Source organism: Psychrobacter pasteurii (genome assembly GCF_900162815.1).
In the GTDB taxonomy this organism is placed as follows: Bacteria; Pseudomonadota; Gammaproteobacteria; order Pseudomonadales; family Moraxellaceae; genus Psychrobacter; species Psychrobacter pasteurii.
Map to the genome: position 1 here is coordinate 1 of NZ_FUGD01000052.1, position 25,306 is coordinate 25,306.

The 25,306-nt window shown below is 43.9% G+C and carries 25 protein-coding genes and 1 tRNA gene; 8 read left to right on the plus strand and 18 right to left on the minus strand.

Features of this window, described 5'->3' with window-relative positions:
• On the plus strand, positions 1 to 260 hold a 260-nt coding region (locus tag A1232T_RS03050), incomplete at its 5' end, for a zinc ribbon domain-containing protein (RefSeq protein ID WP_143513941.1).
• Positions 261 to 339: 79 nt separating this feature from the next.
• Here the strand turns inward: A1232T_RS03050 and infA are convergent.
• The 4 genes from infA to A1232T_RS03075 form a co-directional block, all read right to left on the minus strand.
• Entirely contained in the window at positions 340 to 564 is a 225-nt protein-coding gene (gene infA / locus A1232T_RS03060) for a translation initiation factor IF-1 (RefSeq protein ID WP_011961149.1), read from the minus strand.
• A gap of 126 nt (positions 565 to 690) precedes the next feature.
• Positions 691 to 1,554 (minus strand): tRNA pseudouridine(38-40) synthase TruA, encoded by an 864-nt coding sequence (truA, locus tag A1232T_RS03065; protein ID WP_244152354.1) that lies wholly within the window; start codon positions 1,552 to 1,554, stop codon positions 691 to 693.
• A gap of 162 nt (positions 1,555 to 1,716) precedes the next feature.
• Positions 1,717 to 2,808 (minus strand): asparaginase, encoded by a 1,092-nt coding sequence (locus A1232T_RS03070; RefSeq protein ID WP_077448003.1) that lies wholly within the window; start codon positions 2,806 to 2,808, stop codon positions 1,717 to 1,719.
• Positions 2,809 to 2,894: 86 nt separating this feature from the next.
• Positions 2,895 to 3,782: a FimV/HubP family polar landmark protein gene (locus tag A1232T_RS03075; RefSeq protein WP_077448004.1), complete on the minus strand. Its 888-nt coding sequence runs from the start codon at positions 3,780 to 3,782 to the stop codon at positions 2,895 to 2,897.
• Positions 3,783 to 4,112: 330 nt separating this feature from the next.
• Between A1232T_RS03075 and tgt the strand changes: the two genes are divergently transcribed.
• Together tgt and A1232T_RS03085 are read left to right on the plus strand one after the other, a co-directional pair.
• Positions 4,113 to 5,264 (plus strand): tRNA guanosine(34) transglycosylase Tgt, encoded by a 1,152-nt coding sequence (gene tgt, locus A1232T_RS03080; protein WP_077448005.1) that lies wholly within the window; start codon positions 4,113 to 4,115, stop codon positions 5,262 to 5,264.
• Between the two features lie 241 nt (positions 5,265 to 5,505).
• Complete coding sequence (locus A1232T_RS03085) at positions 5,506 to 6,558, plus strand: hypothetical protein (protein WP_077448006.1); 1,053 nt, start codon at positions 5,506 to 5,508, stop codon at positions 6,556 to 6,558.
• A gap of 88 nt (positions 6,559 to 6,646) precedes the next feature.
• Here A1232T_RS03085 and A1232T_RS03090 read toward each other — a convergent pair whose 3' ends face one another.
• The 3 genes from A1232T_RS03090 to dinB form a co-directional block, all read right to left on the minus strand.
• Complete coding sequence (locus A1232T_RS03090; protein ID WP_077448007.1) at positions 6,647 to 7,129, minus strand: GAF domain-containing protein; 483 nt, start codon at positions 7,127 to 7,129, stop codon at positions 6,647 to 6,649.
• Between the two features lie 100 nt (positions 7,130 to 7,229).
• Positions 7,230 to 8,417, minus strand: coding sequence for a tRNA preQ1(34) S-adenosylmethionine ribosyltransferase-isomerase QueA (gene queA / locus A1232T_RS03095; RefSeq protein WP_077448008.1), 1,188 nt, complete (start codon positions 8,415 to 8,417; stop codon positions 7,230 to 7,232).
• Between the two features lie 199 nt (positions 8,418 to 8,616).
• On the minus strand, positions 8,617 to 9,726 hold the full coding sequence (gene dinB / locus A1232T_RS03100; protein ID WP_077448009.1) for a DNA polymerase IV: 1,110 nt from the start codon (positions 9,724 to 9,726) through the stop codon (positions 8,617 to 8,619).
• A 249-nt stretch (positions 9,727 to 9,975) separates the two neighbouring features.
• Here dinB and A1232T_RS03105 point away from each other — a divergent pair, with 249 nt between their 5' ends.
• Together A1232T_RS03105 and A1232T_RS03110 are read left to right on the plus strand one after the other, a co-directional pair.
• Complete coding sequence (locus tag A1232T_RS03105; RefSeq protein ID WP_077448010.1) at positions 9,976 to 10,377, plus strand: (deoxy)nucleoside triphosphate pyrophosphohydrolase; 402 nt, start codon at positions 9,976 to 9,978, stop codon at positions 10,375 to 10,377.
• Positions 10,374 to 13,214, plus strand: coding sequence for a DEAD/DEAH box helicase (locus A1232T_RS03110; RefSeq protein ID WP_077448011.1), 2,841 nt, complete (start codon positions 10,374 to 10,376; stop codon positions 13,212 to 13,214). The genes A1232T_RS03105 and A1232T_RS03110 overlap by 4 nt, the downstream gene beginning before the upstream one ends.
• 114 nt (positions 13,215 to 13,328) lie before the next feature.
• On the opposite strand, the gene A1232T_RS03115 is transcribed toward A1232T_RS03110, so the two are convergent.
• The 11 genes from A1232T_RS03115 to A1232T_RS03165 all read right to left on the minus strand — a co-directional run bounded on the left by A1232T_RS03115 (position 13,329) and on the right by A1232T_RS03165 (position 22,049).
• A complete protein-coding gene (locus A1232T_RS03115) occupies positions 13,329 to 13,919 on the minus strand; it encodes a HupE/UreJ family protein (protein WP_077448012.1) in 591 nt (196 codons plus the stop codon).
• A 124-nt stretch (positions 13,920 to 14,043) separates the two neighbouring features.
• The gene (gene ureG / locus A1232T_RS03120) at positions 14,044 to 14,682 is read right to left on the minus strand and encodes an urease accessory protein UreG (protein ID WP_077448013.1); all 639 of its coding nucleotides are present in this window, start codon (positions 14,680 to 14,682) and stop codon (positions 14,044 to 14,046) included.
• A 97-nt stretch (positions 14,683 to 14,779) separates the two neighbouring features.
• The gene (locus A1232T_RS03125; protein ID WP_244152355.1) at positions 14,780 to 15,523 is read right to left on the minus strand and encodes an urease accessory protein UreF; all 744 of its coding nucleotides are present in this window, start codon (positions 15,521 to 15,523) and stop codon (positions 14,780 to 14,782) included.
• Positions 15,477 to 16,076 carry an urease accessory protein UreE gene (gene ureE / locus A1232T_RS03130; protein ID WP_077448015.1) on the minus strand — a complete coding sequence of 200 codons (600 nt, stop codon included), beginning with the start codon at positions 16,074 to 16,076 and terminating at the stop codon, positions 15,477 to 15,479. The genes A1232T_RS03125 and ureE overlap by 47 nt, the downstream gene beginning before the upstream one ends.
• Positions 16,077 to 16,096: 20 nt before the next feature.
• Entirely contained in the window at positions 16,097 to 17,800 is a 1,704-nt protein-coding gene (ureC, locus tag A1232T_RS03135) for an urease subunit alpha (protein WP_077448016.1), read from the minus strand.
• The gene (locus A1232T_RS03140; RefSeq protein ID WP_077448017.1) at positions 17,797 to 18,132 is read right to left on the minus strand and encodes an urease subunit beta; all 336 of its coding nucleotides are present in this window, start codon (positions 18,130 to 18,132) and stop codon (positions 17,797 to 17,799) included. Before A1232T_RS03140 ends, ureC begins: the two co-directional genes overlap by 4 nt.
• Positions 18,133 to 18,159: 27 nt before the next feature.
• Positions 18,160 to 18,462, minus strand: coding sequence for an urease subunit gamma (gene ureA, locus A1232T_RS03145; protein WP_077448018.1), 303 nt, complete (start codon positions 18,460 to 18,462; stop codon positions 18,160 to 18,162).
• A 165-nt stretch (positions 18,463 to 18,627) separates the two neighbouring features.
• Positions 18,628 to 19,536, minus strand: a complete 909-nt coding sequence (locus A1232T_RS03150; RefSeq protein WP_077448019.1) for an urease accessory protein UreD — start codon at positions 19,534 to 19,536, stop codon at positions 18,628 to 18,630.
• Between the two features lie 595 nt (positions 19,537 to 20,131).
• The gene (locus A1232T_RS03155) at positions 20,132 to 20,818 is read right to left on the minus strand and encodes a hypothetical protein (protein ID WP_077448020.1); all 687 of its coding nucleotides are present in this window, start codon (positions 20,816 to 20,818) and stop codon (positions 20,132 to 20,134) included.
• A gap of 253 nt (positions 20,819 to 21,071) precedes the next feature.
• Positions 21,072 to 21,158: transfer RNA gene (locus A1232T_RS03160), tRNA-Leu, on the minus strand.
• Between the two features lie 117 nt (positions 21,159 to 21,275).
• Positions 21,276 to 22,049, minus strand: a complete 774-nt coding sequence (locus A1232T_RS03165; protein ID WP_077448021.1) for a ferredoxin--NADP reductase — start codon at positions 22,047 to 22,049, stop codon at positions 21,276 to 21,278.
• A 593-nt stretch (positions 22,050 to 22,642) separates the two neighbouring features.
• Here A1232T_RS03165 and tsaA point away from each other — a divergent pair.
• The 3 genes from tsaA (at position 22,643) to A1232T_RS03180 (ending at position 25,180) form a co-directional block, all read left to right on the plus strand.
• The gene (gene tsaA, locus A1232T_RS03170) at positions 22,643 to 23,440 is read left to right on the plus strand and encodes a tRNA (N6-threonylcarbamoyladenosine(37)-N6)-methyltransferase TrmO (protein WP_077448022.1); all 798 of its coding nucleotides are present in this window, start codon (positions 22,643 to 22,645) and stop codon (positions 23,438 to 23,440) included.
• A 147-nt stretch (positions 23,441 to 23,587) separates the two neighbouring features.
• Positions 23,588 to 24,373 (plus strand): TatD family hydrolase, encoded by a 786-nt coding sequence (locus tag A1232T_RS03175; protein ID WP_077448023.1) that lies wholly within the window; start codon positions 23,588 to 23,590, stop codon positions 24,371 to 24,373.
• 126 nt (positions 24,374 to 24,499) lie between these two features.
• A complete protein-coding gene (locus tag A1232T_RS03180; protein ID WP_077448024.1) occupies positions 24,500 to 25,180 on the plus strand; it encodes a TetR/AcrR family transcriptional regulator in 681 nt (226 codons plus the stop codon).
• Positions 25,181 to 25,306: the final 126 nt, after the last annotated feature.

Sequence of the window (25,306 nt, forward strand, 5' to 3'; positions counted from 1 at the left end):
TTGAACTTAAACGACAACTGGGATATAAATGCAAGCATGCAGGTTGTCAGCTTGAGATCGTAAATGAGAGTTACACTACCCAGACCTGCTCGTACTGCCATAAAATAAGTGACAGTAGTCCGAAAGGTAGAGCAGGCTTGCGAATAAGAGGATGGGCTTGTGCTGAGTGTGGCACATGGCATGATAGAGATATCAATGCTGCTAAGAACATCCTTGCGGTCGGGCTTGACCGTCTAGCTGTAGGAATCCCCTCGGTTTAGCGAGGGGAGGAAGTCAAGACTGCATAACAATTTAATTGCAGCAGTCTAGGGTAAACCTGATTTATAGCTTATTGAGCTATTAGGTTTTACCACGGTAAGTAATACGACCTTTGGTTAAGTCGTATGGAGTCATCTCAACTTTAACCTTATCACCGGTTAAAATACGGATGTAGTGTTTGCGCATTTTACCTGAAATATGGGCAATAATCTCATGTCCATTTTCAAGGCGCACTTTGAAAAGTGTATTAGGAAGGGTGTCAATGACTTCGCCTTCAAATTCAATAATGTCGTCTTTTTTTGCCATAATTATTTGGGTTAACCCGTTCAAAAAGAATTGTAGGCAGTCATTATACGCAAATTCTAATCATTAAGCAAATTTTAAGGACTAATGACTTGATAAAGCCGGTTTAATTTGCTAGTTACCTAAAATTTACTCGGCTAAGTTCAACCATTGTGGGGCCAAAGGAAGTTTAGGTAGCAGTTGTTGATACGGCTCAGGATAGTAGGCATTGATAAAATATAGCCCATCTGGTGAGGCGGTCGGCGGAGCAATAGTGCGGTCTTTGGCCTGCAAAATACGCAAGTAATCCTCAGGCTGTAATTCGCCCTTACCAATGGCGAATAGAGTGCCCATAAGGTTTCTGACCATGTGATGCAAAAACCCATCAGCTTGAATATCAAACACGATAAACTGCCCATGCTCAAATAGTTTGGCATGATGAATATTACGTACGGGCTGATTGGATTGACAGGCAGCAGCTCGAAAGCTACTAAAATCATGAGTGCCGACAATGTGCTCGGCAGTTTGCTGCATCAAGGCCAAATCAAGTGGCTCATGAATGTGGGTAACCAAATGATTAAGCATGGCCGGTCGCTGTGGCTGATTTAAAGTGATATAGCGATAGCGACGAGCGATAGCACCAAAGCGGGCATGAAACTCATCAGGCATCGGCTGTATCCAGCGTATGGCAATGTCATCAGGCAATAAGCTGTTAGCGCCGCGAAGCCAGTTATAAATACCGCGCTTGGCACTGGTTCTAAAATGAGCGAGCATATTGCCCCCGTGCACGCCAGCATCTGTGCGACCTGCTGCCACAACCTCGATGGGCTCATTGGCAATTTTGCTGAGCGTCTCTTCCACCACCTGCTGCACACACAACACCTCTTGCTGTCGCTGCCAACCTCGATAGTTAGCCCCATTAAACTCGATACCCAGGGCATAAGTTTGTAAGGGGTTAGTAGCTTGAGCAGGGGTGTCAGTCACGGAGTCAGAGGGTTCGATATTAGAGGTCATGAATTTAGCCAAAGTTGAAGTATCAAAAATAGTAAGCACTACATAAGTAAAAAATAGTAAGCACTAAACAAGTAAACAGTTAAATAAGTCCTAAACGAGTCAGTACTACAAAGTTCAGGGCATATTATAAGGGCTTACTGACTTTGATTGAAATGAAGTTACTTACTGTTTACCAACACTATAGCTCCAACGTTGGCGACGACGAGCAGGGGTATCAAAGGCCAAGTGTAACCAAAGTAGGCGGGCATAGACAGCAGGGACGGTCAATCGGCCAGCAGAAAATACGTGATGCTCATACTGCCAGCTGCCTGCCGCATAAGCTTCACTTACGCCGCCATAAGGGCACTGAGTGGTACAAACTACGATGTGACCATGCTGATAAAGCTTATCCAAAGTTTGAGCCAGCTGCTCACTAAAGGGAATGTTACCGGCCCCAAAACCCATGAGTATGATGCCCGTAGGAGGCAACTCAATGAGCGCAGTCAATTGAGAACTTAACCACTCGCCACTATTAGGAACACAATAAATAGTAGGAATAATAGCCGCTTTGGCTTGGGAAGTAATGACTTCTAGTTTGGCTTGAGTGTCTTCTATCCAGTTGCGTCGGCGGGCTGTGGGTAGCGACTTCAGATAACTATTGGCAGGATAGCCAGCACGAGTATGACCGGTAAATGCCATTAAATCATGACTGTGAATTTTTTGAACGGTTTGTGCCGGCCATGATTCACCAGCGAAGGTCACAAATACACCTGACTCTCCGTGAGCGGCCAAACCAATAGCGTCCGATAGATTGCCCCAAGCATCACTATGAGGGTCAATATTGTAATTGTGAATGTCGTTGGCATCAAATAAAGGACGCATGCTTGCGGTAAGTGCCAACGAGACATCAGATCCGGCAAAAGCTTCTGCCAAAAACGAACCCAAGTAGCTAAGGGTATCTGTCCCAGTGATTAGCAAAAAATGGCGATAGCCTTGGGCATACCGGTTTAAAATTAACTGAAAGAAGTGACTGAAATCTGAAGGTGACAGCTGACTGCTGTCTTTTACACAACTATTTTCTAAAACCTCTATATTGCTGGTCAGGTTTTGTCTGACCTTATCCATTAACAAAGGCAAAAAAATCGTTGCTGGCAAGGCTGATAAAGGTTTTCCATAGCTGCCAAAAGTCCCGCCGGCATAGATAAGTTGCACTTTGTTGGAAGTGGCTTGATTTAGATTATGGCCGGTTGAGCTGTCTGTTTTATTTTCTGTCATGATAAAAGTCTACAAATAGCTTTGAGTGTTAGATTTTGGGCATAAAGTATTATTTAGGAAGTGCTATATAAAGACACCTCCAGAAATTAATACAAGCGATCAAGTAGCGACTGAGCAAATGCTTTTTGTTCGGCAGTACCTTGACCTTCAATTACTTCTTGCACCAAGCGTTTGGCACTATCGTATTCTCCCACATCTAAGTATTGCTGGGCTAAATCTAAAGTTAACTGCACGCTGTCTAACTGTTTAATAAAGTCGAAAGCCTGCATACTGTCTTCAGTTTCAGTTTCAGTTTCAGTTTCAGTTTCAGTTTCAGTTTCAGTTTCAGCCAATAAACTCTCAGGAGCCACTTCCTCTTCAGGCTGAATAGCAGCAGCCTGACGCTCCTCAGGGCTTTGAATCTTAATAGGAGCTAGGGTAAAAATACTGGTTTTTGGCAGTTGATTTTCTACTGAGCTGGTTTTATTCTCTGGCTCTGGCTCTGGCTCTGGCTCTGGCTCTGGCTCTGGCTCTGGCTCTGGCTCTGCGATAACTTCTGCTTCTGGTTCTTCAACCAAGTCCACTTGTTTAAATAAGTCTTCTTCTAACTCGGGGCCTGCTTCGTCCAACATCTGTTGTAATTCATCTTCATCCAACAAAGGTTGTTCGGTTGTCTCAGCCGGATCCAGTTCAGCTTGAGGCGTCTCGGGCAGCTCGTTTTCAACTGCGTTAGAAGCTGAAGTTACTGTTTCGGCCTCCTCATTTTGCTCCAAGGGTTGTTGACTGTTTAGCTGGTCAGTATTGCCATTGGTGCTGACATAGGTCGCCCGTGCTTGAGGTTTATTAACATCGGCATTATTATTGGGGTTAGGCTGTTTATTAGGTTTGGCCAGTTCTCGGGATTTGGTGGCCGAGCTTTCACTGCGAAAAATAATGAAAAATAAAACAATTAACAACAGGATAACAATAAGGGCAATAATGACTCTTAAGCTCATAGAAGGTTCCTCGCCTTACTGATAGGCTCATTAATGAGAGCAGACAGACGATGTTATAAAATAAAAAAAAGGGCAAGCCGCCGTAATTAATCATGCCTAATAAAAGGCTGCCTTGCTTTTATAACAAAGTAAACTTGTGATTACTAGCAAATTTTAAAATTAGCTGAGCGTTGTTTGTCGAATGTCCCCCGTTGATTTGACGGCAATGGTATAATTATCGATATTCATGAACATATATTTAAATAAGTGAATTTTTGCTTATTTCAATTCTTAATTCTGTACGTTTTAACTAACCCCTTCATTTTGAATCTATAACTCTGAGTTAATGCTATGCAATTTACCCTACACAAAACTGCCGCGGGCGAATCACGTGCGCGCCGAGGCACCGTCACTCTTGCTCACGGCGAGATTAGAACCCCAGCTTTCATGCCGGTTGGTACTTATGGCACGGTTAAAGGCATGTTGCCCCGTGACATCGAAGACATTGGTGCTGATATTATCTTAGGTAATACCTTCCACTTATGGCTGCGTCCTGGTACTGAAGTGATTGATAAATTTGGTGGTTTACATCAGTTTATGAACTGGAATAAGCCTATTTTGACCGACTCAGGCGGCTTCCAAGTGTTCAGTCTGGGTGCCATGCGTAAAATTACCGAAGAGGGCGTGGCGTTCAAATCACCCATTGATGGTGCTAAAGTATTCTTATCGCCTGAAAAATCAATGCAAATTCAGTACTCATTAAACTCTGACATCGTCATGCAGTTTGATGAATGTACACCATATCCGGCCACCTATTCTGAAGCCCAGAAGTCACTTGAGCTGTCACTACGCTGGGGTCAGCGCTGCGTGGATGAGCATAACAAGCTAGGCAATACCAACGCATTATTTGGTATTGTGCAGGGCAGTATGTATGAAGATTTGCGTCGTCAGTCGATGGAAGGTCTGCTAGACATTGGCTTTGACGGTTATGCCATTGGTGGTCTATCAGTGGGTGAGCCTAAAGAAGAGATGATCAGCGTCTTAAACTACATGCCTGAGCTGATGCCTGCGGACAAACCTCGCTACTTAATGGGTGTGGGTAAGCCAGAAGACATCTTAGAAGCGGTGCGCCGTGGCGTAGATATGTTCGATTGCGTAATGCCGACTCGTAACGCGCGTAATGGTCATTATTTCGTGACGGGTAATGAAGAAAACCAAGGTATTGTGCGTATTCGTAATAGTCAATACCGTGAAGATATGGGCCCACTAGATCCAGAATGTGACTGCTACTGTTGCCAAAACTTCACCCGCGCTTACTTGTATCATCTGAACAAGTGTAAAGAGATGCTGGGCGCACAGTTAGCGACCATTCATAACCTGCGTTACTATCAGCGCTTGATGCAAGGTATTCGTGATGCGATTGATAATGATACCTTTGACGAATTTGTGGCTGATTTTTATCAAAAACGTGGTCAAGACGTTCCGCCACTTGAGTTAAAATAAGCCAACAAACTGCTTAAAATTGAATAGTAAATGATGCCCTTTAATCTAATGATTGGAGGGCATTTTTTATACCTATATATGGTGAGTAGGCTGCTATCACTATGTATGGTTTGGCGTTGTCTGTCATAAAGTTATCTATATATAGGGGTGTATACAGTTCAGCGGATACATATAACTCAGAGGACCCAAGCCCAACTGGTATACAATGAAGGCTGTAGTAGATCAATATAAGGACATAACCATGATCTGTTTAGCCCGTTCAAAAATGATGTCAGCACGCCTCTTATCTCAAGTCAGTCTGTTCTCACTCGTCACTGCTGCCTCTTTGATCACCGTGCAGCATGCTTCAGCCAGCTCCTATCAGCAAGTCTATGATGTGGTGTTTAATGAAGCACTGCAGCCTGAGGTAAGTGGTGAGAAAATTGACTCTGAAATTCAACAAGAATTGGCGGTATATGAAGCAGGACAATTGCCTGCCTATAAGGTTAGCTCACGTCAATTTACCAAAAAGGTCAGGGAAAAACTGGCGAGCCGATCAGAGCAAACCTTAAATGACGAGGCTGACTATTACGAACGACTAGATAAGCTGGTGCATAGCAATGGCATCTGTATGGCAGGCACGTGGCAGATAACCGAATCGGGTAAAAACGGCGAAGGTCAACCCTACACCGGTATGTTTGCTAAAGATGCTAAGTCACTGTTTATCGGGCGTTTATCCGTGGCGTTATCGGATACCAAACAAGGCGAACACCAAGCATTCGGCATGGCTGGCAAGATATTTGGCACCAATGACCCCACACAGAATGTTACTACCGAGAGCTTTTTTGTCGCTGATGTATTGACCGGTGCTCGTAGAGATAGCGTGTTTGTCGCTCCTTTGACCAACAAGCCTAAAATCGGATTTCGCTTTAGTGTTTTGAGTTTGGAATTAAAAATTGGCCCGATATTTTCTAAAGCTGATAAAGACGCGGGTATGCGGCCGATAAACGGTATTGCCCAGATGGGTTTGACCGCGGATGCCAATCCAGTTTCACCGAAATATATGATGCTGTCGCCGATAAAACCGGTGAATTATCAGATAAATCCAGGCGTTGATTTTCGTCAGGAGTTTGCTTTAACTCCACAAGAGAGTGCGAAAAATATCACCCGTGATTTTGCGATATATGTTTCGGAAACGGCCACGAAGCCAGAAGATAACGGCTGGCAGCATATTGGTTATATCAAAGCGGATAAAACAGCGGTGTCTTATGGCTGTGATCGTCAACTGCACTTTGCGCATCCAAAAGTGTCTTAATGTTTTGAAAGTAAAAAAGCAGAGTCATTTGACTCTGCTTTTTTGTGGTTATTGAAGGTTTTATTGAACAAAGGCGATTTAACCAAACTTACTTAAGCAACTCAACCAACTGCTCCAAATATTGCCCATCGACTTCATCAAACGTTGCTAGTTGATCCGAATCAATGTCCAACACAGCGGTAATCTCGCCGGCTTCATTTCTTACCGGAACCACAATCTCTGACTGTGATAGAGACGAGCAAGCAATGTGATTCGGATGAGCATTCACATCATCGACAATTTGAGTTTTTCCTGTTGCCCAAACTTCACCGCACACACCTTTGCCATGATTGATACGAGTGCACGCCAGTGGTCCTTGGAATGGGGCAAGGATTAGCTGATTCGACTCAGTATCAACTCGATAAAACCCAATCCAAAACCAGTTAAAGGTGTCTTTTAACAAGGCCGTTAGGTTAGCCATATTAGCAATTAAATCACTTTCACTGCTTAAAATGGCTTCGGCTTGCTTAAGGAGCAGCTCGTATTTTTCGGCTTTGGTGGCAGTGGCATCAACGGGAGTAAGAGTATGCATGGCGGTATCTCATTTGTTATACCCCGTCACAACAATGGAACGGGGTTAGGGTATTTATAAAGGTCTACATAAATCATAAATAGTGTGTTATTAGCGATGATTATGACTCGTTTCGCTCAAGCAACATGGCATCACCATAACTAAAGAAGCGGTACTTTTGAGCAACGGCATGTTCATAAGCCTGCTCGATAGGGGCTTTACCGGCAAAGGCAGAGACCAACATTAGTAGCGTTGATTTGGGTAAGTGAAAGTTGGTCAACAGCTTATCAATCACGCCAAACTTAAAGCCAGGATAGATAAAGATATCGGTATCGCCAGACCAAGCAGAAACCTCGCCTTGGTCATTGGCCGTCTTTTGATACGCGGTCTCAAGTACGCGGGTCACTGTGGTGCCAATGGCAATCACTTTATTGCCGTTTTGATGGGTTTGATTAATCAAATCTGCGGTGTCTTGCGGCAAGTTGGCATACTCGCTGTGCATGGTGTGATTGAGTAAATTGTCGGTCTTTACCGGCGCAAAGGTGCCAGCGCCAACGTGCAAGGTGACATAAGCGGTGTTAACGCCTTTATCGGCCAGTTGCTGCAACACTTTATCATCAAAGTGCAGGCTCGCTGTCGGAGCAGCCACGCTGGCAAGTTTGGTCGGGTCATGAAACACGGTTTGATAACGCACATTGTCAGTTTCATCGGCATGACGTTCAAAGTACGGCGGAATTGGCAATTCACCATACTGCTCTAAGTCCGGCAGGATTGGATTTTTGAAACTTAAAATAAATAGGTTTTCATGACGGCCAATCATCACACATTCTATATGGCCATCACCTAATAAAAGCGTCTGCCCTAACTTTGGCGCCTTGCTGGCACGCACATGGCATAACGCCACATTATCAAAGCTTTGTCCGTTCTCATCAGTAGTGAACTCAACATCATCGGTCAGTCTTTCAACCAAAACTTCTACTTTGCCACCGGTGTCTTTTTGGCCAAATAAGCGTGCTTTCATCACCTTTGTATCGTTAAACACAATCAAGTCACCTGCGTCTAAAAGATCAGGCAAGTCAGCGAAGTTTTTGTCCTGAATATCAGCAGTGCCATCCGTTTGCGCCATATTAGAAGCAGGCAAATACATCAGGCGTGACGCACTGCGCTCAGCCAGGGGATAACGGGCAATATATTCATCGGGTAGCTCATAATCATAATCAGCAACACTGAGATAGCCTTCTGTTTCGGTGATGTTGGTTGTCATATTGTTTGAGCTGTCGAGTTGATTTTGAGGGGTAGGCTGAGTCATAAGAGGTCTTTAATCGGTTCAAAATAAGAAGAGGGTCTGCTGCAAGCCAAGGCTGCGCGCAATGGGGAGTAGTTTAACAGAAATGCGAGTTTTTTGAGTTGGGTTTTAGCTCAGTTTGGGTTGCTGTGATTGTTTATTCATTGGCTATTAAGTGGCTGTTAGTTATCGATAAACTGTTGTTATGCATTATGAGCTAACACTACAAGCCAAACAAATCAGGCTGAGTGTTTAGGTCATCTAGACTGGTAAGATTGGAGTAGGTGACCCCGACCAAACGAATGGGCAGATGACGCGGGGCATCGGCGAGCAGTTTTTGTAGCCAATAATGTGCAGATTCGGCAGTAGGAAATGGCGTGTTCAAGGTATGTGAACGGGTAATCTGAGTAAAGTCAGCGTATTTTATTTTCAGAGTAATGGTATGGCCACGCCGTCCTTTTTTGGTCAGCTGCTCAAAAGCATCAGCGTTTTGTTCAAATATTTGCACTAACAGGCTTTCAGTATCGCTCAAGTTATCGCGGAAGGTAGTCTCTGAGCCGACTGATTTGTGTTTTCGTTCGGCTTTGACCGGTCGTGTGTCATTACCGTGGGCAATTTCGGAATAAAAGCGGCCGCGTTTGCCAAACTCATATTCTAAGGTGTCCACCGGCGTTGCGCGCAAATCTGCGCCAGTGTAAATACCCATTTCATGCAGGCGCTTGGCGGTGGCCTTGCCGATACCGTGGAAGCGCTCGATAGGGAGTGTGGCAATAAAGGCATCGGCCTGATCGGGAGTGATGACGGCAATGCCATTGGGTTTGTTAATGTCAGAGGCAATCTTGGCGAGCATTTTGTTAAAAGACACACCGGCTGAAGCGCGCAGTTGGGTCTGCTCATAAATTTGTGCCCGTAGCCAGTTTGCCATCAATGTGGCCGAGCCGTGATGTTCTTTAATCCCAGTGACATCCAGATAGGCCTCATCGAGTGATAACGGCTCGACCAAATCGGTCAGACTGAGCATAATCTCGCGGATTTGTTGACTGACCTGACGATACACCTCAAAGCGGGGACGTACGAATATCGCCTCAGGACAGCGCCGTTTTGCCTCATAGCAAGACATGGCCGAGCGCACGCCAAATTTGCGAATCTCATAACTGGCAGCAGCCACCACACCGCGGCCGCTGGGGTCACCGCCGACCACCAACGGCTTACCGCGCAGCTGTGGGTTATCACGCTGCTCGACACTGGCATAAAACGCATCCATATCTAGATGAATGATCTTGCGCTGCGGTTGGGTGTCTTGGATTAGGCTTTTGATAGTGGACTGGCTCATACCGCTATTATATAGGTTTGGCTAACGGGTCGCATTGGGTGTTGATTTGAGAGCGGGTTTGGGATATTACAGTATGCGAATGGATGAGGTCTTTAAAGTATCGCTGTATTGATAATTTAATTCATTATATATAATCTTTAAAAACATAACGATTGGTTGATAATCGATTTTGACAGTCATTTAATGCTTATAATACATATAGAATAATACTTAAAGGTGTTGATTAAAACAATTAGGAGTTTGAACTTAATGAAACAACTGAAAGTAGCGGCGGCAATTATTATAAATAACGGTAAAATACTTTGTGTCCAAAGAGGGCTTAATAAATTTGACTATATTTCAGAAAAGTTTGAATTTCCTGGAGGAAAGATTGAAGCAGGCGAATTGCCATCAGATACGGTAGTCAGAGAGATTCATGAAGAGTTAGAAATGAATATTGCTGTTGAACAAGACTTTTTAACTGTTAATCATGAGTACCCAGACTTTAAGATTCAAATGCACTCTTTTATCTGCTCTACGCCAACGAGAGAGCTTGAGTTATCAGAACACATCTCATTTAAATGGCTAGATGTTAGTGAGCTTTGGGACTTAGATTGGGCTGCGGCTGATGTTCCTATTGTTGATAAGCTGATTAAGGAATTAGACCAATGACTGAGGCCATATCTCTTAATCAAAGCCTGAAAAAGAGCTTTATTGACAAACATTATAATGCTAATAAAAATTATCAGGCTGCTTTACTGACCAATGATAGAAAAGAAGGTAAGAAGTTTTTATCTGCCTTATTAAAGGAGTTAAATGGCTGTGATGAGTTTTATATTTCTGTCGCTTTCGTGACAAATAGTGGTGTCGCAACCATTATTAATTGTCTGCAAGAGCTTGAGAAAAGAAACGTTAAAGGAACACTGCTTGTTTCACAATACTTAAACTTTACCCAGCCTGATGCGTTAAAAAAGTTGTCCAAGTTTAAGAATATTGTTCTAAAAATTGCGACCAATAACTTCCACTCAAAAGGTTATTTGTTTAAACACGGTCGTACAAACAACGTCATTATTGGCAGTAGTAACCTTACGGCAAGTGCTCTTTGTTCCAATAAAGAATGGAATCTAAAAGTTTCAACCACTGATGATGGACTGCTGTACGAGCAGGTTATTAGTGAATTTGATAAAGAGCTTGCGATAGCGAAAGATGTTACGCCTGACTTTATTCAAGAGTATTCACAGATTTGGAATAGAGCAAAGCTACTCAGAGAACAGGTTAAGGTTGCAGCGGAAAAGGTCATACCTAAGTCAGTCACGCCAAATCAAATGCAACAGGAAGCTTTAAAAAACCTAAGTGATTCACGCAAACAAGGTAAGAGTAAAGCGCTTATTATCTCTGCAACGGGGACAGGTAAAACTTACTTATCGGCTTTTGATGTACAGCAATATCAGCCCAAGAAGTTCTTATTCATTGTGCATAGAAGAACGATTGCCGAAGAGGCAATGCGAACTTTTAAAAGCTTATTAGACCCTAAAATATCTATGGGCTTGTTCTCAGGTCAAGACAAAGAGACCGAGTGTGACTATCTGTTTTCGACTGTGCAAACCATATCAAAACAAGAGAACTTAGATCTATTTAGTCCTGAGCACTTTGACTACATCGTGATTGATGAAACGCACAGAGCAGGCGCGCAATCATACAAGGCGATACTAGACCACTTCAATCCTGGATTCTTACTAGGAATGACAGCGACACCAGAGCGTACAGATGGGGCCAATATCTTTGAGCTATTTAGTTACAATCTTGCTTATGAGATTAGACTGCATCGTGCGCTAGATGAAGGCATGCTATCGCCGTTTCATTATTATGGAGTAACAGATATTACCGTTAATAATGAAGTTATTGATGAGCATTCCGACTTTAACAAACTGACTAGCAATGAGAGAGTGAACCATATCATTGCCAAATCCAAATTTTATGGTACCGACTCTGGAGAAGTCAGAGGTCTGGTATTTTGCTCGACTAATAAAATTTCAGCCCAACTTGCCGATGAGTTTAACAGGCAGGGCTATCCTTCTATCGCTTTATCAGGTGCAAGCTCAGAGAGTGATAGGCTAGAGGCGATTCGACGATTAGAAAGTAAAAATAGTGACAAGATTGACTATATTTTTACGGTAGATATTTTTAATGAAGGTATCGACATACCGAGCGTGAATCAAATTATCATGCTAAGACCGACTCAGTCCGCCATTATCTTTGTGCAGCAATTAGGCCGAGGTTTGAGAAAGGCAGAGGGTAAAGATTATTTAACGGTTATCGACTTTATAGGCAACTATTCTAATAACTATTTGGTGCCAATTGCTTTGTATGGTGATCGTTCATTTAACAAAGATACCATTCGAAAACTGATTCGTAGTGGCAGTGACTTAATTCCAGGTGCATCGACTGTTAATTTTGACGAGATAGCTCGAGAAAAGATTTTTGAATCTATCAAAAATGCGAATATGCAAAAGTTGGCGGACTTAAAAAAGGACTACGAGGACCTAAAACATAAGACGGGTACAATCCCAATGATGATGGATTTCATCAAGTACGGCTCAAGAGACCCGTGGTTATTCGCGTCATATTCAAAGTCTTATTTAAATTTCGTTAATCGAGTTGAAGATGATTATCAAGACACAGTTTCACCAGATTTAAAGACACTTCTAGAACTGTTTACGCTTAATATCAATAATGGCAAGCGTGTTGAGGAAAGTCTATTACTACGACAATTGACTGAAGAAGATAGACTACACAAAGACGATTTTATCAGTGAAATAAAAAGCACGTATGGCTATTTTATTGATGATAAGACCATTGAATCACTGCTAATTAATATTAACTTTAACTTCATCAAAAAAGACTATGACAATATCAGGCTAGAAGATGATGTCTTTAGTTTAGGTGAAAACTTAAAAACAGCATTAGCAAATAATACGTTTAAGCTATTTTTTGTTGATTCGATTGAATATTCCATTGCTACTTTTAATGCCATTTTTCCTAAAATGGAGTACGTTAATGGTCTACTTAGATATCACAAATACAGCAGGAAGGATGTTTGCCGATTATTGAACTGGGAACAAGATATCAGTAGTACCGTTTACGGCTATAGAACAAGGAATGAGGTCACGCCTTGCTTCGTTACCTACCATAAAGCAGACGAGTTAGAAGGTGATATTAATTACAACGACCACTTTATCAATCCTTCTGAGTTTGCTTGGGAATCACGCTCAAACAGAAAGCTTAGCAGTGCGGAGATTAAGAACGTCATCGACTCTAAGCGAATACTTTTGTTTGTCAAAAAAGAAGATGGTGAAGGCACAGACTTTTATTATTTAGGTGACGTTGCTATCGAGCCTGATTCGATTGAGCAAGGGGAGACTGACAAAGGACAGCCAGTCGTCCATTTCAGATTCCTGCTCGATAAGCCAGTAGAAGACTCGCTTTATGATTACTTGATTCAGGAATAAATTCTTTATTAGTTAAGTTAATAAACAAGCCCCTATCAAAGGGGCTTGTTTAACTCTAGCTAAACCATAATTAGTAATCGATTAACCGTTATAGATGATATCAAAGTGGGCTGATTAGCCTGCCGCCATCACACCACCGATGATAGCAACCACGCCACCTAACGCACGAGTGATACGGTTGTCTGATTTTTGCATAGCAGCACCTAATGCACGGCCACCGTAAGTAATGGCTAGAGTCGCTGCCACAAAGCCAATCATGTAAGTGGCGATGTTAGCGCCTGCGGCCATTTCTGTGCCATGGGCATAACCGTGAGCAACCATGAATAGCGCCACTAATGTACCGCCAATCGCTGTTGGTAGTTTGGCCAAAGTCGCGATTAATACACCAGCTAGAAGTACTGACATTGCGATACCAGTTTCGATACCCGCTAGGCTCACACCTGCCCATGCGATTGCCGCACCTAAAATCATACCGCCAGCGACGAATAGAGGGGTGCCACGCTTCATAGTGTTGTTTTGACGCATACTCCAAAAACCGATGGCAGCCATGGCTAATAAGTGATCAAGTCCCATAAATGGGTGCATCAAACCGCTCAAAAATGCGTTGTGAGTATGTAGAACCTCGCCATGGCCTGGATGCGCCAAAGCAAAAGTAGCGGTTAGCATAAGACCTGCAGTTAGCATGAATTTAGACAAGTTTTTCATGATTTTATTCCTCTAGTTATTTGATTGTTCTTGGTTAAAACGTCTGGTTATAAACGATTAAGGGTATTGTTTTTTTAGTATTTCATAATGGCCATTAAAACCATTAAATGATGATTAAAGCGTCTTAGGCATCTGCTTTTTGTTTGCCAGGACGACGCTCAGGCAGCATGCCTTTGTCTAGGATAAAGCTGATGATTTCTTCTACGCCGACACCGTCATATAAGTTAGTGAAGATGAATGGGCGCTCGCCACGCATTTTTCTCGAGTCACGTTCCATGATGTCTAGTGACGCATGAACATATTCAGCGATATCAATCTTGTTGATGATTAATAGGTCAGATTTGGTGATACCAGGGCCGCCTTTACGAGGGATTTTATCGCCCGCAGACACGTCAATCACATACAGCGTTAAGTCTGATAACTCAGGGCTAAATGTAGCGGCTAGATTGTCGCCACCAGACTCTACTAAAACCAACTCTAGATCTGGGTGACGCTGTTGTAGCTCATCAATGGCCGCTAAGTTCATAGACGCGTCTTCACGGATAGCGGTGTGTGGACAGCCGCCAGTTTCAACACCAAGGATGCGGTCTGCCGGCAGGGCATCATGCTTTAATAAGAAGTCAGCATCTTCGCGGGTATAGATGTCGTTGGTCACTACGGCAATGTTGTAATGGTCTTTTAGCGCACTACATAATTGGCGTAAAAGGGCTGTTTTGCCAGATCCAACTGGGCCACCAACGCCAACTCGTAAACAATGTTTCATAACTTATTCTTCCTTATGATGGATACACCGATGTGTAAAATTAAAATCAAACTGCCAAAGCCAAATGATGGGATAAATAATTGGCTTTTAATAAAGATTAGCTTCTAAACAGTCGTGAGTATTGCGTTTCGTGCTGTGCACTGCCCAGCGCCAAGCCTGGCATAATAGGGCCAAGCTCTTCATCGGATAGGCTAAGTGCGGTATCAACAGCAGAAACCAATTTGGGTCGTAATTGTTCATTCAAACGCTGAGCGGCAGTATGTCCAAGCGGCATGGCTTTACAAGCAGCGGCCAGTTGGTTTTCAAGCCAAGCCCAAGCAAAGCCAAGTAACGTTTGGCGTACTGGAACATGGCGAGTGTGCGCTGTCCACGCAAACATGGTGACATAACCAGGTTCTGCTGGCATGAGCGCATCGCCATTTTCAGCTTTGGGCTCAAGGTCTAAACTGGCCAGCAGCCGAGTTAACGCAAGGCCAAGTCGAATATCTTCATCGCTGAGCTCAGCCGTTTCGCGGTTGGCATGAATCCAGTTATTCCAATAGGCCAAACCATCACTATCATGGTTTTGCCAACAGCGTTGTAGTCGAGCCAACACCGGTAGTTCGCAGCGGGTCAAGCCGTCATTGAGCACGCCCTCCAACCATTCGTACAGCTCTTGCTCATTAGTTACCCAGCCCAGCTCAAACGAGCTTTCTAACCCTTGTGACCAAGCAAAAGCACCGATAGGCAGGGCAGGGCTGATTAACTGAATCAGCCCCAATAAAGCCAAGTCACTAATAGCACTGGTGGGCTCTTTAGTGTGCATGGTGATGCCCACCTTCCTGTTCGTGTGTGTGGTCATGTGCGTGGCCGTGATTATGATCGTGATCGTGTGTATGGTGACCGTGTCCATGATCATGGCTATGACCATGTGAATGGCTGTGCGCATGTTCGCGGCCAGCATGGGCATAGGCCCCTGATTCTGGGTCAAATGGGGCGTCATGATGAGTCAGCTCTGCACCCAATAGTTCAGCCAATTCTTCTAACACATGGTCGGGCGGAAAGCGTACCCAGTGACGGCCGTCTTCATCAAAGCCAATGGCCAAAGACACGTGGCGGTTACCCAAGTGATAGCAAAGGCGGGCTAGTGGCAGGCCATTTTCGATATAAGCGGTGGCCACCGGCTCATCAGCAGCAAGCACCTTAATAATCTCACCGGTTGTGGCTTTTAATAAATCACCACTGCGCAACACTGGGCCACGGTCTAAAAACAACCCAACCTCGTGTCCTTGGTCTGTTTCAGCTTTTAGACGGCCACGAATACGCAGCTCATAAGGCAGGGTGAGGGTGTCAAATATTTCGACATTGGCACTATCATGCGCAGTGTTGTCGAGTCTTTCAGTAAATTGAATCATGTTGTGTTCCTTTAAGTGATTTAAAACAAGTGATAGCGCTGAGCCAGAGGCACTTCGGCTAAAGGCTCACAAGTTAATAACTCACCATCTGAGCGCACTTCATAAGTTTCTGGATCTACCGTCAAATTCGGGCAGACATCGTTTAATTTCATGTCTTTTTTACGCATTTGACGCACGTTTTTACAGGCGACCAAACGGCTTTTTAGACCCAGTTTCTCTTCAAGACCGGTATTCATCGCAGCTTGGCTAACGAAAGTGACACGGGTTGCAGATACTGCACGGCCTAGGGCACCAAACATACGGCGATAATGGACAGGCTGCGGCGTGGAGATAGCAGCGTTTGGATCACCCATGGCTGCGCCGGCAATCATGCCACCTTTTAAGATGATAGAGGGCTTAACGCCAAAGAATTTTGGACGCCATAACACAAGGTCAGCCAGCTTGCCAATCTCAATCGAGCCCACTTCATGTGACACACCATGGGTGATGGCTGGGTTGATGGTGTATTTGGCGATGTAGCGTTTGACACGGAAGTTATCGGTGCCACGCTCTTGGTCTTCTGGCAATAAGCCGCGCTGAATGCGCATCTTATGCGCGGTTTGCCACGTACGACACACCACTTCACCAATACGGCCCATGGCTTGCGAGTCCGAGGAAATCATCGAAATGGCGCCCATGTCATGCAAGATATCTTCGGCAGCAATGGTTTCACGGCGAATACGCGAGTCAGCAAAGGCCACGTCTTCTGGAATGTTAGGATCTAAATGGTGGCACTCCATCAGCATGTCTAAATGCTCATCAACCGTATTGATAGTGTAAGGACGTGTCGGGTTGGTAGATGAGGGCAATACATTTGGCTCGCCACAGGCCACGATGATATCAGGGGCGTGTCCACCACCCGCGCCTTCAGTGTGGTACGAGTGGATACAGCGGTCTTTAAAGGCGTCCAAAGTGTCTTTAACAAAGCCCGATTCATTCAAGCTGTCCGCGTGTAGTGCGACCTGAATGTCATAGCGGTCTGCCACATCAAGCGCGTTACTGATGGTGGCTGGTGTTGCTGCCCAGTCTTCGTGAACTTTTAAGCTCATCACGCCGGCTTTGACTTGTTCTTCAAGCGCCTCTGGCGTACTGGCACTACCTTTACCCAAGAAGCCGATATTGATGGGTAGGTCGTCGACGGCTTGCATCATTTTGCCAATGTGCCAAGGGCCAGGGGTGTTGGTCGTTGCAACAGAACCTGTTGCAGGACCAGTACCGCCACCAATCATAGTGGTCAGACCACTCATTAACGCCTCATCAACTTGCTGCGGGCAGATGTAGTGCACGTGAGTATCAACGGCGCCCGCAGTTAGAATTTGGTTTTCACCAGCAATAATTTCAGTGCCTGCACCAATAATGATATCGACATCTGGCTGTGTGTCTGGGTTACCCGCTTTACCGATGGCAGCGATACGCCCGTCTTTTAGGCCCACATCTGCTTTTACAATGCCCCACCAGTCGATAATAATAGCATTAGTGATGACGGTATCCATCACTTGGTCTGAACACAGCTGACTTTGCCCCATACCATCACGAATGACTTTACCGCCACCGAATACCACCTCTTCACCATAATGGGTGTGGTCTTTTTCAATCTCTACCCAAAGCTCGGTGTCTCCTAAACGGATACGGTCACCGGTGGTTGGGCCATACATGTTGGCATAGGCGTCGCGAGATATTTTCATCGTGTTTCTCCTGAATCTGATTTGGCATCTAAATCACCCATAACCTCACCTCTAAAGCCAAAGATACGGCGCAGTCCAGTATAAGGCAGTAGGGAAACCTCACGTTTTTGGCCCGGCTCAAAGCGAATGGCAGTGCCAGCTGGAATAGCTAGGCGGTGGCCGTAAGCCTTTTCACGATCAAAGCTCAGCGCGCTATTGGTTTCTGCAAAGTGATAGTGAGAACCCACTTGAATTGGTCGGTCTCCCGTGTTTGCCACTTCAATGACGAAGCTGTCGCGATCGGCACACAGCTCAATGTCTTCTTTTCTTAATTGATATTCACCAGGAATCATGGTGCTCTCCTTAAGCGTTAGCTCGTGTTAGATAATCGGGGTATGAACGGTCACCAATTTGGTGCCGTCGGGGAAGGTGGCTTCGACCTGAATGCTTTCAATCATTTCAGGGACCCCTTCCATCACATCATCACGAGTTAGGATTTCGCGTCCTGCGCTCATCATTTCAGCGACAGTACGACCCTCGCGCGCGCCTTCCATGATGGCGCAGCTAATCAGCGCAATGGCCTCTGGGTAATTTAGCTTAAGCCCTTTTGCTTTGCGGCGTTCGGCCAACAAGCCGGCGGTGAATAACATTAATTTATCTTTGTCTCTTGGGGTAAGTTCCATGATGTGCTCCGTTTTTATTGCTATTGTTCTTTAGGTCTTATGCCGAGCAGGGCATAAGCAAAGGGAGAATGTGGTTTTATTAGACCGTTTTTTAATACATATTTTTTAATACAGGGTTTTAATACATCGTCTTTATAAGTTAGCAGTCGAGATATTGGGTTAACACTAGGTCAGCCAAATACGAGGTGTCACTGACTCAACACCAATTAATCTTGGACGCAAAATGTCACGCGCCTGTTGGAATAACGCCCATGCCTCATTACGCTCCATGCCCAAATAGCGCAGTAATAACACACCGCGGCGATGGGTTACTGCCCAGTTGTGGCTGGCAGGAATTTTGTCGCGTAGTTCGGTAATGGCATCGGTTGGATTCTCAAGTCCCACCGCCCATAGGGTAGCGTGAACGGTTGAGCCGCCTTGCCCCCATTTGCCTAAGAAACGTGGATGTTCAGGGTCGATGGATTGACGTTCTAGCCAAAGTGGTAATCCATTTCGGGTGAGTTTAAACTGCTGCTCAATGATGCCGCTGACATAAGGTAAGTCGCTGGCAGGACGGCCTAAACCAATGATTTCCCAGCCCAAGCACTTTGCGGTTTCGGCCAAATCAATTTCAACCGTTTGTACACCACGTGAGCCATCGAAAGCCAAGGTTTCTTGCGGAAGCCATTCAAGCGTAGCGCCATCTTCAACTTTCAGATGCGTGTGCTGCGCCCAAGCCACGCTATTACTGTCGGCGCGGTATAGCTTGTTTGCCGCTGGCGTGGTGAGTAGCGCATGGGCATTTTCAGAAACCGTCACGTCAATGGTTAGCGAGTCACCACTGGCAATGCCGCCTGGGGGATGTAGTAGGTAAACGTGGCAACAGCCATCGCGTCCTTCAGGGTAAAAGGCGCGCTGTACGCGAAGTGGGCCATAATGGCGAGCCACATTCATGCGGGTGATGCTGGTATTCGCTTCAGGATAGGCGGCAAACCCTAAAGTTAAAGAGGCTGGCCAATGGCGACTGGCATCAAAACGATGCCCATAGTCGACAACCTCCCCTGTAGATGGGGGAGCGAACGATAAACGAGTCATGCCGTAAAGACCTTTGGTATGAGCACAGCACATCAAAACGCTGTGCCAGTTTATGTATATAGAATAATAGTAATAAGCTGTTAGTTAATACTGATCGTTACTTATAAGCTGAGCATAAGGCGCTCAGTAGATAACGGGAAGTTATCGAAGTAGAGAGGTGTCCCTCTTTATTTGATTGTCATATCTACTAATAAGCAGTGTATTAATAGACAAAACACAGCGCAGGGGCTGAATATAAAGCGGGAAGATAGATATAAGTAAGTGTAAAACGTAGTATAAATAACTATAAAGCAGTGGTCATAACGAACGGGTCGCTATTTAATGTTGCTTTTATAATCCTTATATTAGACCGTGTCAAGTAATTTTTTAAATAAAAAAACCATCAAAAAACAGTCTTTAAATCCCTTTAAAAATCAATGATTTGTTTTGAATATTAGCATCCATTTTACTGCGAAAAATCATCCTGATTTTCGTTGGAATATAAACCACGTTTGGTCTGATAACACGCTGTCCTATCGTGACGTAGCGACACAGACAGCGACACCAAACCAATGTCTTGAAAGACGAGGCGGGGGCGTGATTTCAATGACCTAAATCACTCACCCAAACTGCGCTTAAAAGCAGGAGGTAAATAATCCTCTCGTTTGGTTTCAAGCTCTTTTCTTAGTTTATCTTCGTTTGCTAACAACTCTTTTGCTTCCTGCACTCTTTTCTCAAATATGCGAATTTCCTCTTCAATCGAATCCAGTTTCTTCTTAATAATTGCAAAGTATTCATCGTCGGTCACTTGATCAGCAGTCGCATGATTCATACCTGCTGTTGTCACGTTTCGGTCATCGTCAGCGGCTGGAGGATTAGTCTCAAGCCTGGTTGCTTTTGTTTTAGGCGTTGTCGATGTTTTTAGTGTCTTATGAGTGGTGATGCTCTCCGTATCTTCATTTTTAATCTTATTGGCCTTTCGCCAACTATCAAGCGTGCCGGTGTTGACGTTGTGATACATCGCCAACGCTTTTTTGGTCATCGTGAGATTGTGGCCTTTTGATAGTAATTTATTTAATTGATCAACGATGCGCTGTCGGTCTTCTGGGTAATATACGCTTTTGCCAGACTCTGTGGTGTGCTTGGGTGTGAATTTTTCTAAATTCTTAAGCAGCTTTTTATTGGTTTTGGTTGCCGCTTTTGGATTAATGGGTTTAACAGAAACTTCAATATCAGTATTGTTGGCTGTATCAGCACCCGAGGTTTCATTGATTTTTTTAGGTTTAGGTGCTTTGGTTTTCATACTGAATATCCCTTACATTTAATGGTTTTCTTATTCAGTTAGATTAGACCTTAAACTGATGTATAGTCAACCCTGTTTACCATGTGATTACTTTTATACTGTTTTTGGTTACTTATGAAGATTTTTAGCTGAGGGCAGGGTATCAGATTCTATAAGATAAAGAGGAAAGTGAGCTAATAGTAAAAGCTATAGGAAATAAAGTATAGGCAATAAAAAACCCTTACAGGCTATGAGCTGTAAGGGTTTTTAGTGTTGGTACCGGTGGTCGGACTTGAACCGACACGCTTTTAAAGGCAACGGATTTTGAATCCGTCGTGTCTACCAATTCCACCACACCGGCATGTAGGGTAGCAACTTTAATATGTGCTTGATAGGTGGCGTATTATAACAACTTCTCAAATGTGGTCAAGAAGTTTTATTACTAATTTTGCCACCCTCATTATTTTTAAGCGACTGTCTAGCCTACGAAAGCACGCTCTACAACGTAGTCAGCAGGCTCGCCCATACGTGGCGATACGGTTAGGCCGTAGCCATCTAAAATCTCAGAGATGTCAGCGTTAAATGGCATACTACCGCATACCATTACACGGTCATCTTCTGGGTTGATTGGCGGTAAACCAATGTCTTCAAACAGCTTGCCAGACTTCATTAGGTCCGTAGTACGGCCTGTATTGCGGAAGTCTTCACGCGTTACTGTTGGATAGTAAATGAATTTCTCACGGAACCATTCGCCAAATAGCTCGTCGTTTGGTAGCTCTTCTTCAAACATCTCACGGTACGCTAAGTCTTCTACTTTACGCACGGTATGGCATAAAACGATTTTATCAAATCTCTCAAACACTTCAGGGTCACGAGACAGCGCTAAGAATGGGGCAAGACCAGTACCTGTCGCTAACATATATAAGTGTTTGCCAGGAAGTAGGTCATCTAAAACGATGGTGCCTGTTGGTTTTTTACTGATGATAAGCTCATCACCCACCTGAATATGCTGTAAGCGAGAGGTCAATGGGCCATCTTGAACCTTAATCGAAAAGAACTCTAAATGCTCTTCATAGTTTGGGCTTGCGATAGAGTAGGCACGCATCAATGGCCTACCATCTACCATAAGACCAATCATGGCAAATTCGCCATTACGGAAGCGTAGACCGGCATCACGTGTCGTTTTGATAGAGAATAAAGAATCATTCCAGTGGTGTACATGAGTCACTGTTTCAGTATGGAACTTTGACATATAGGCCTCAACAATTAATGATGGCTGGAGAGTTTAAGAACCCACTTAATATAAGCGAGTAACACTGTGTTTGTAGTAGGATGTTCGTACTATGACGTTTAAAATATTAACTATTTATTAAAAATTACGGTTTTGAGCAATGGTTTTCATGGATTGAAAGCATTACACGATAATTTTAAAAGCGCATATGATAACAAATTATTGCTTATCATAACGGTAAAGAGGGTAAATTTCGCTCAAAGCGTCATAATAAAATGGAATAACAGATGTTGAAAATAATATAAGCAACTATTTTAAGTCTGTTTTTTTCAAGCTATTAAGCCCTTTGAGTATCAGACAGCACCGATGCCTATAAGGCTCAGTATCTTTACACGTCTAAATCAATAATAATAGGGTTGCTAACCTGCGCTATTAAAAAGAGGAAGTATACTATAGTAACTGGTCTATTAGTGTTATTGGGATGTTTGAGACCGTTATCAAGAGTAACTTTTTTAGAGCCAGCATTAATTATTGTCTAATGTTCTATAATTTGCCCTTATAATTTACTCCTATAGCTTACCCTTATAATTTGCCCAAAGGTATTAACGACATTCATGTCTCAAGAAGAACTATTACTGACACCAAATCAGATAACTTTGCCTATTATTGGCTACCATCGTTCGCCTTTGTCGCAGAAGTTTGGTATTCCACGTCAGCCAAACCTAGTGGCATTGTCCAGTGTTATTGAGTTTATAGCTCCTTATGATACGATTGATGCCTTCGAAGGGATTGAAGCTTTCAGCCATTTATGGATTACTTGGCATACGCATCACAACCATTTAAAGCAGACTTCACAGGACAAGGCTCAAACGATAGATAATGAGTTTAAGCCCAAAGTTCGTCCTCCAAGATTGGGAGGCAATACCAAGCTTGGGGTGTTTGCCACACGCAGTACCTATCGTCCGTCCCAAATTGGCTTGTCGGTGGTAAAGCTAATAAAAGTTGAGGTGGTTTCAGGTGCAGTACGGCTACATATTAGCGGTGCTGATATGGTAGACGGCACACCGATTATCGATGTTAAGCCTTATATTGCTTATAGTGATGCTATCACTGAGGCAGTCAGTGGGTTTGCGGCCGATAAACCGCAATTAAAGCCTGTGATACTCAGTGATAATGCTAAGCAACAACTCACGGAGGCTATAGATCAACCTTCTAGCCAACTGACCGAAGAAGATGGCGATATTATTTGTCAGCTTATCGCACAAGACCCCAGACCGGCTTATCGTCAGAAGCAGTCTGAAAGGGTATTTTATATGCGTTATAAAGACTATGACATTTGCTTTCAGACTCATGAAAGTTTATCCGCTGAGACTCAGAGCTTAATTATCGTATCGATTACAGCTCTAGAGTAAGCCAACTTGAATTTGGTCAGTCAATAGCGATACAGTTAATAAGCTATTAAGTAATGGGTTAGTAAACCTAGAGACGACAAATCCTCTTCATTATCCAATATCCAATTTATCAACTTTTTAATCCATCAATTTAAAAAAAGAGTAACTATGTATACAGACAGTCATTGTCACCTAAACCGCTTAGATTTAACCCAGCACGACGGAAAGTTAGACGGGGTTATTGAAGCCATGAAGCAAGCCAAAGTGAGTCGTGCCATGGCCATTATGTGCGACTTTGCTGAGTATGATGAGATTTATGACATCATTACCAAATACGGCGATGACCAGCTAAATCTTGGTATGAGCGTGGGCATTCATCCCTGCGAGGACTTAGAGGTTTTAAAATCAGCAACGGTGGAGCGTCTAGTAGAAACAGCAAAACCTGATCATGTCTGGGCCATTGGTGAGACGGGTCTGGATTACTACTGGAGTGATGAGAATAAGCAGGAGCAAAAAGCCAGTCTAGCGCGTCATATCCATGCCAGCCAGCAGTTAAAAAAGCCCCTTGTGGTGCATACCCGTGAAGCCAAGCATGACACGATTGATATCCTAAAAGCTGAAAAAGCAGAACATGGTATTATTCATTGTTTCACCGAAGATTGGGATACTGCTAAGAAGGCTTTGGACTTAGGGTTTTATATCTCATTTTCGGGTATCGTTAGTTTCAAAAATGCCCAAAGCTTAAGAGATGCTGCCTTAAAAGTGCCAAGAGACCGTCTGCTTATCGAGACCGATAGCCCTTATTTGGCGCCTGTTCCTAAGCGTGGTAAGTCGAATGAGCCTGCGTATGTGCCTTATGTGGCCACCTGTTTGGGCGACTTATTTGGCATAAGTAGTGAAGAGGTAGGGGAGCTTACCACAAAAAATTTCGAGGATTTACTGGCACAAGCTTAATAAAATGGGTATGCTATGCAGGGTATGACTAATCAGTCATAAATTTGTTGTGGTTCCGGGCCACTTTTATAGTGCCTGTTAACGTAGATATTATTCATCAAAGATTATACAAGGTTGGGCGTTTTCATGAGTAGGCAGCAGCAATTTAAGAACCGTGAAGAAAAGATTTTAGAGACCGCTGAGCAACTCTTACTTGAAGCAGGGAGTGGCGATATAACTCTAGACAGTTTGGCCGATCAGCTAGACTTGGCGAAGGGGACTTTATATAAGCACTTCTCAAGTAAAGATGAATTATATCTGCGAATCATCATTCGCTACGAAGAGCAATTATTTAACATTAATAAAATCGATGACAGCGTCTCAGCTGGCGTGTCACGTATGATTCTTCAGCAATTGATGAGCCCACAAAAGGCCTTATTATTTAACCAAATTGAAGAGCGTCTGGCAGCCTCGGCTCAAGGCTTAAATAGAATGTTTGGTGAGCTATATGAGATTAGACGCGCACGTATGAAGCGTCTGATAGACCTTACAAGCCTATATTTGCAAGAGCAAAACAGTGGTTTGAGTACCCGAGACTATCTATCGACCATTTGGGCGATTGGACAAGGTGGGGCGAGCCTTCTAAACTCAAGCTTCTATCAGCGTTATTTAGGGCGTCGTGACACCCTAAGAGTGGCTTTGGTGCAGCAGATGTTAGACTTACCAAAGCAGTATCCCAGTGTGGATGAAGCTGATGAGGATATGGTGGATTTGGTGAACCAGATTGACTCTGAAAGCGAAGCACACTTACAAGCCCAAAGTTCCTAAAATACTAAAAAAAGCCCTCTAATCTTAAGATTAGAGGGCTTTTTTATGGTTGTTACTTTTATGGTTAAGAGCTTTATGTGCTTCTCAACTATTTGAGTAACGTATTTGAATGACTTATTTTGATAG

Bases quoted from the DNA above. Each gene is read 5' to 3' on its own strand.
- A1232T_RS03140 (WP_077448017.1), bottom strand. From the start codon at position 18,132: ATGATTCCTGGTGAATATCAATTAAGAAAAGAAGACATTGAGCTGTGT.
- A1232T_RS03105 (WP_077448010.1), top strand. From the start codon at position 9,976: ATGAAACAACTGAAAGTAGCGGCGGCAATTATTATAAATAACGGTAAA.
- A1232T_RS03075 (WP_077448004.1), bottom strand. From the start codon at position 3,782: ATGAGCTTAAGAGTCATTATTGCCCTTATTGTTATCCTGTTGTTAATT.
- A1232T_RS03085 (WP_077448006.1), top strand. From the start codon at position 5,506: ATGATCTGTTTAGCCCGTTCAAAAATGATGTCAGCACGCCTCTTATCT.
- ureE (WP_077448015.1), bottom strand. From the start codon at position 16,076: ATGATTCAATTTACTGAAAGACTCGACAACACTGCGCATGATAGTGCC.
- A1232T_RS03110 (WP_077448011.1), top strand. From the start codon at position 10,374: ATGACTGAGGCCATATCTCTTAATCAAAGCCTGAAAAAGAGCTTTATT.
- ureC (WP_077448016.1), bottom strand. From the start codon at position 17,800: ATGAAAATATCTCGCGACGCCTATGCCAACATGTATGGCCCAACCACC.
- truA (WP_244152354.1), bottom strand. From the start codon at position 1,554: ATGACCTCTAATATCGAACCCTCTGACTCCGTGACTGACACCCCTGCT.
- queA (WP_077448008.1), bottom strand. From the start codon at position 8,417: ATGACTCAGCCTACCCCTCAAAATCAACTCGACAGCTCAAACAATATG.
- A1232T_RS03165 (WP_077448021.1), bottom strand. From the start codon at position 22,049: ATGTCAAAGTTCCATACTGAAACAGTGACTCATGTACACCACTGGAAT.
- dinB (WP_077448009.1), bottom strand. From the start codon at position 9,726: ATGAGCCAGTCCACTATCAAAAGCCTAATCCAAGACACCCAACCGCAG.
- A1232T_RS03150 (WP_077448019.1), bottom strand. From the start codon at position 19,536: ATGACTCGTTTATCGTTCGCTCCCCCATCTACAGGGGAGGTTGTCGAC.
- A1232T_RS03155 (WP_077448020.1), bottom strand. From the start codon at position 20,818: ATGAAAACCAAAGCACCTAAACCTAAAAAAATCAATGAAACCTCGGGT.
- A1232T_RS03090 (WP_077448007.1), bottom strand. From the start codon at position 7,129: ATGCATACTCTTACTCCCGTTGATGCCACTGCCACCAAAGCCGAAAAA.
- ureG (WP_077448013.1), bottom strand. From the start codon at position 14,682: ATGAAACATTGTTTACGAGTTGGCGTTGGTGGCCCAGTTGGATCTGGC.
- tsaA (WP_077448022.1), top strand. From the start codon at position 22,643: ATGTCTCAAGAAGAACTATTACTGACACCAAATCAGATAACTTTGCCT.
- A1232T_RS03115 (WP_077448012.1), bottom strand. From the start codon at position 13,919: ATGAAAAACTTGTCTAAATTCATGCTAACTGCAGGTCTTATGCTAACC.
- infA (WP_011961149.1), bottom strand. From the start codon at position 564: ATGGCAAAAAAAGACGACATTATTGAATTTGAAGGCGAAGTCATTGAC.
- tgt (WP_077448005.1), top strand. From the start codon at position 4,113: ATGCAATTTACCCTACACAAAACTGCCGCGGGCGAATCACGTGCGCGC.
- A1232T_RS03125 (WP_244152355.1), bottom strand. From the start codon at position 15,523: ATGACCACACACACGAACAGGAAGGTGGGCATCACCATGCACACTAAA.
- A1232T_RS03180 (WP_077448024.1), top strand. From the start codon at position 24,500: ATGAGTAGGCAGCAGCAATTTAAGAACCGTGAAGAAAAGATTTTAGAG.
- A1232T_RS03175 (WP_077448023.1), top strand. From the start codon at position 23,588: ATGTATACAGACAGTCATTGTCACCTAAACCGCTTAGATTTAACCCAG.
- ureA (WP_077448018.1), bottom strand. From the start codon at position 18,462: ATGGAACTTACCCCAAGAGACAAAGATAAATTAATGTTATTCACCGCC.
- A1232T_RS03070 (WP_077448003.1), bottom strand. From the start codon at position 2,808: ATGACAGAAAATAAAACAGACAGCTCAACCGGCCATAATCTAAATCAA.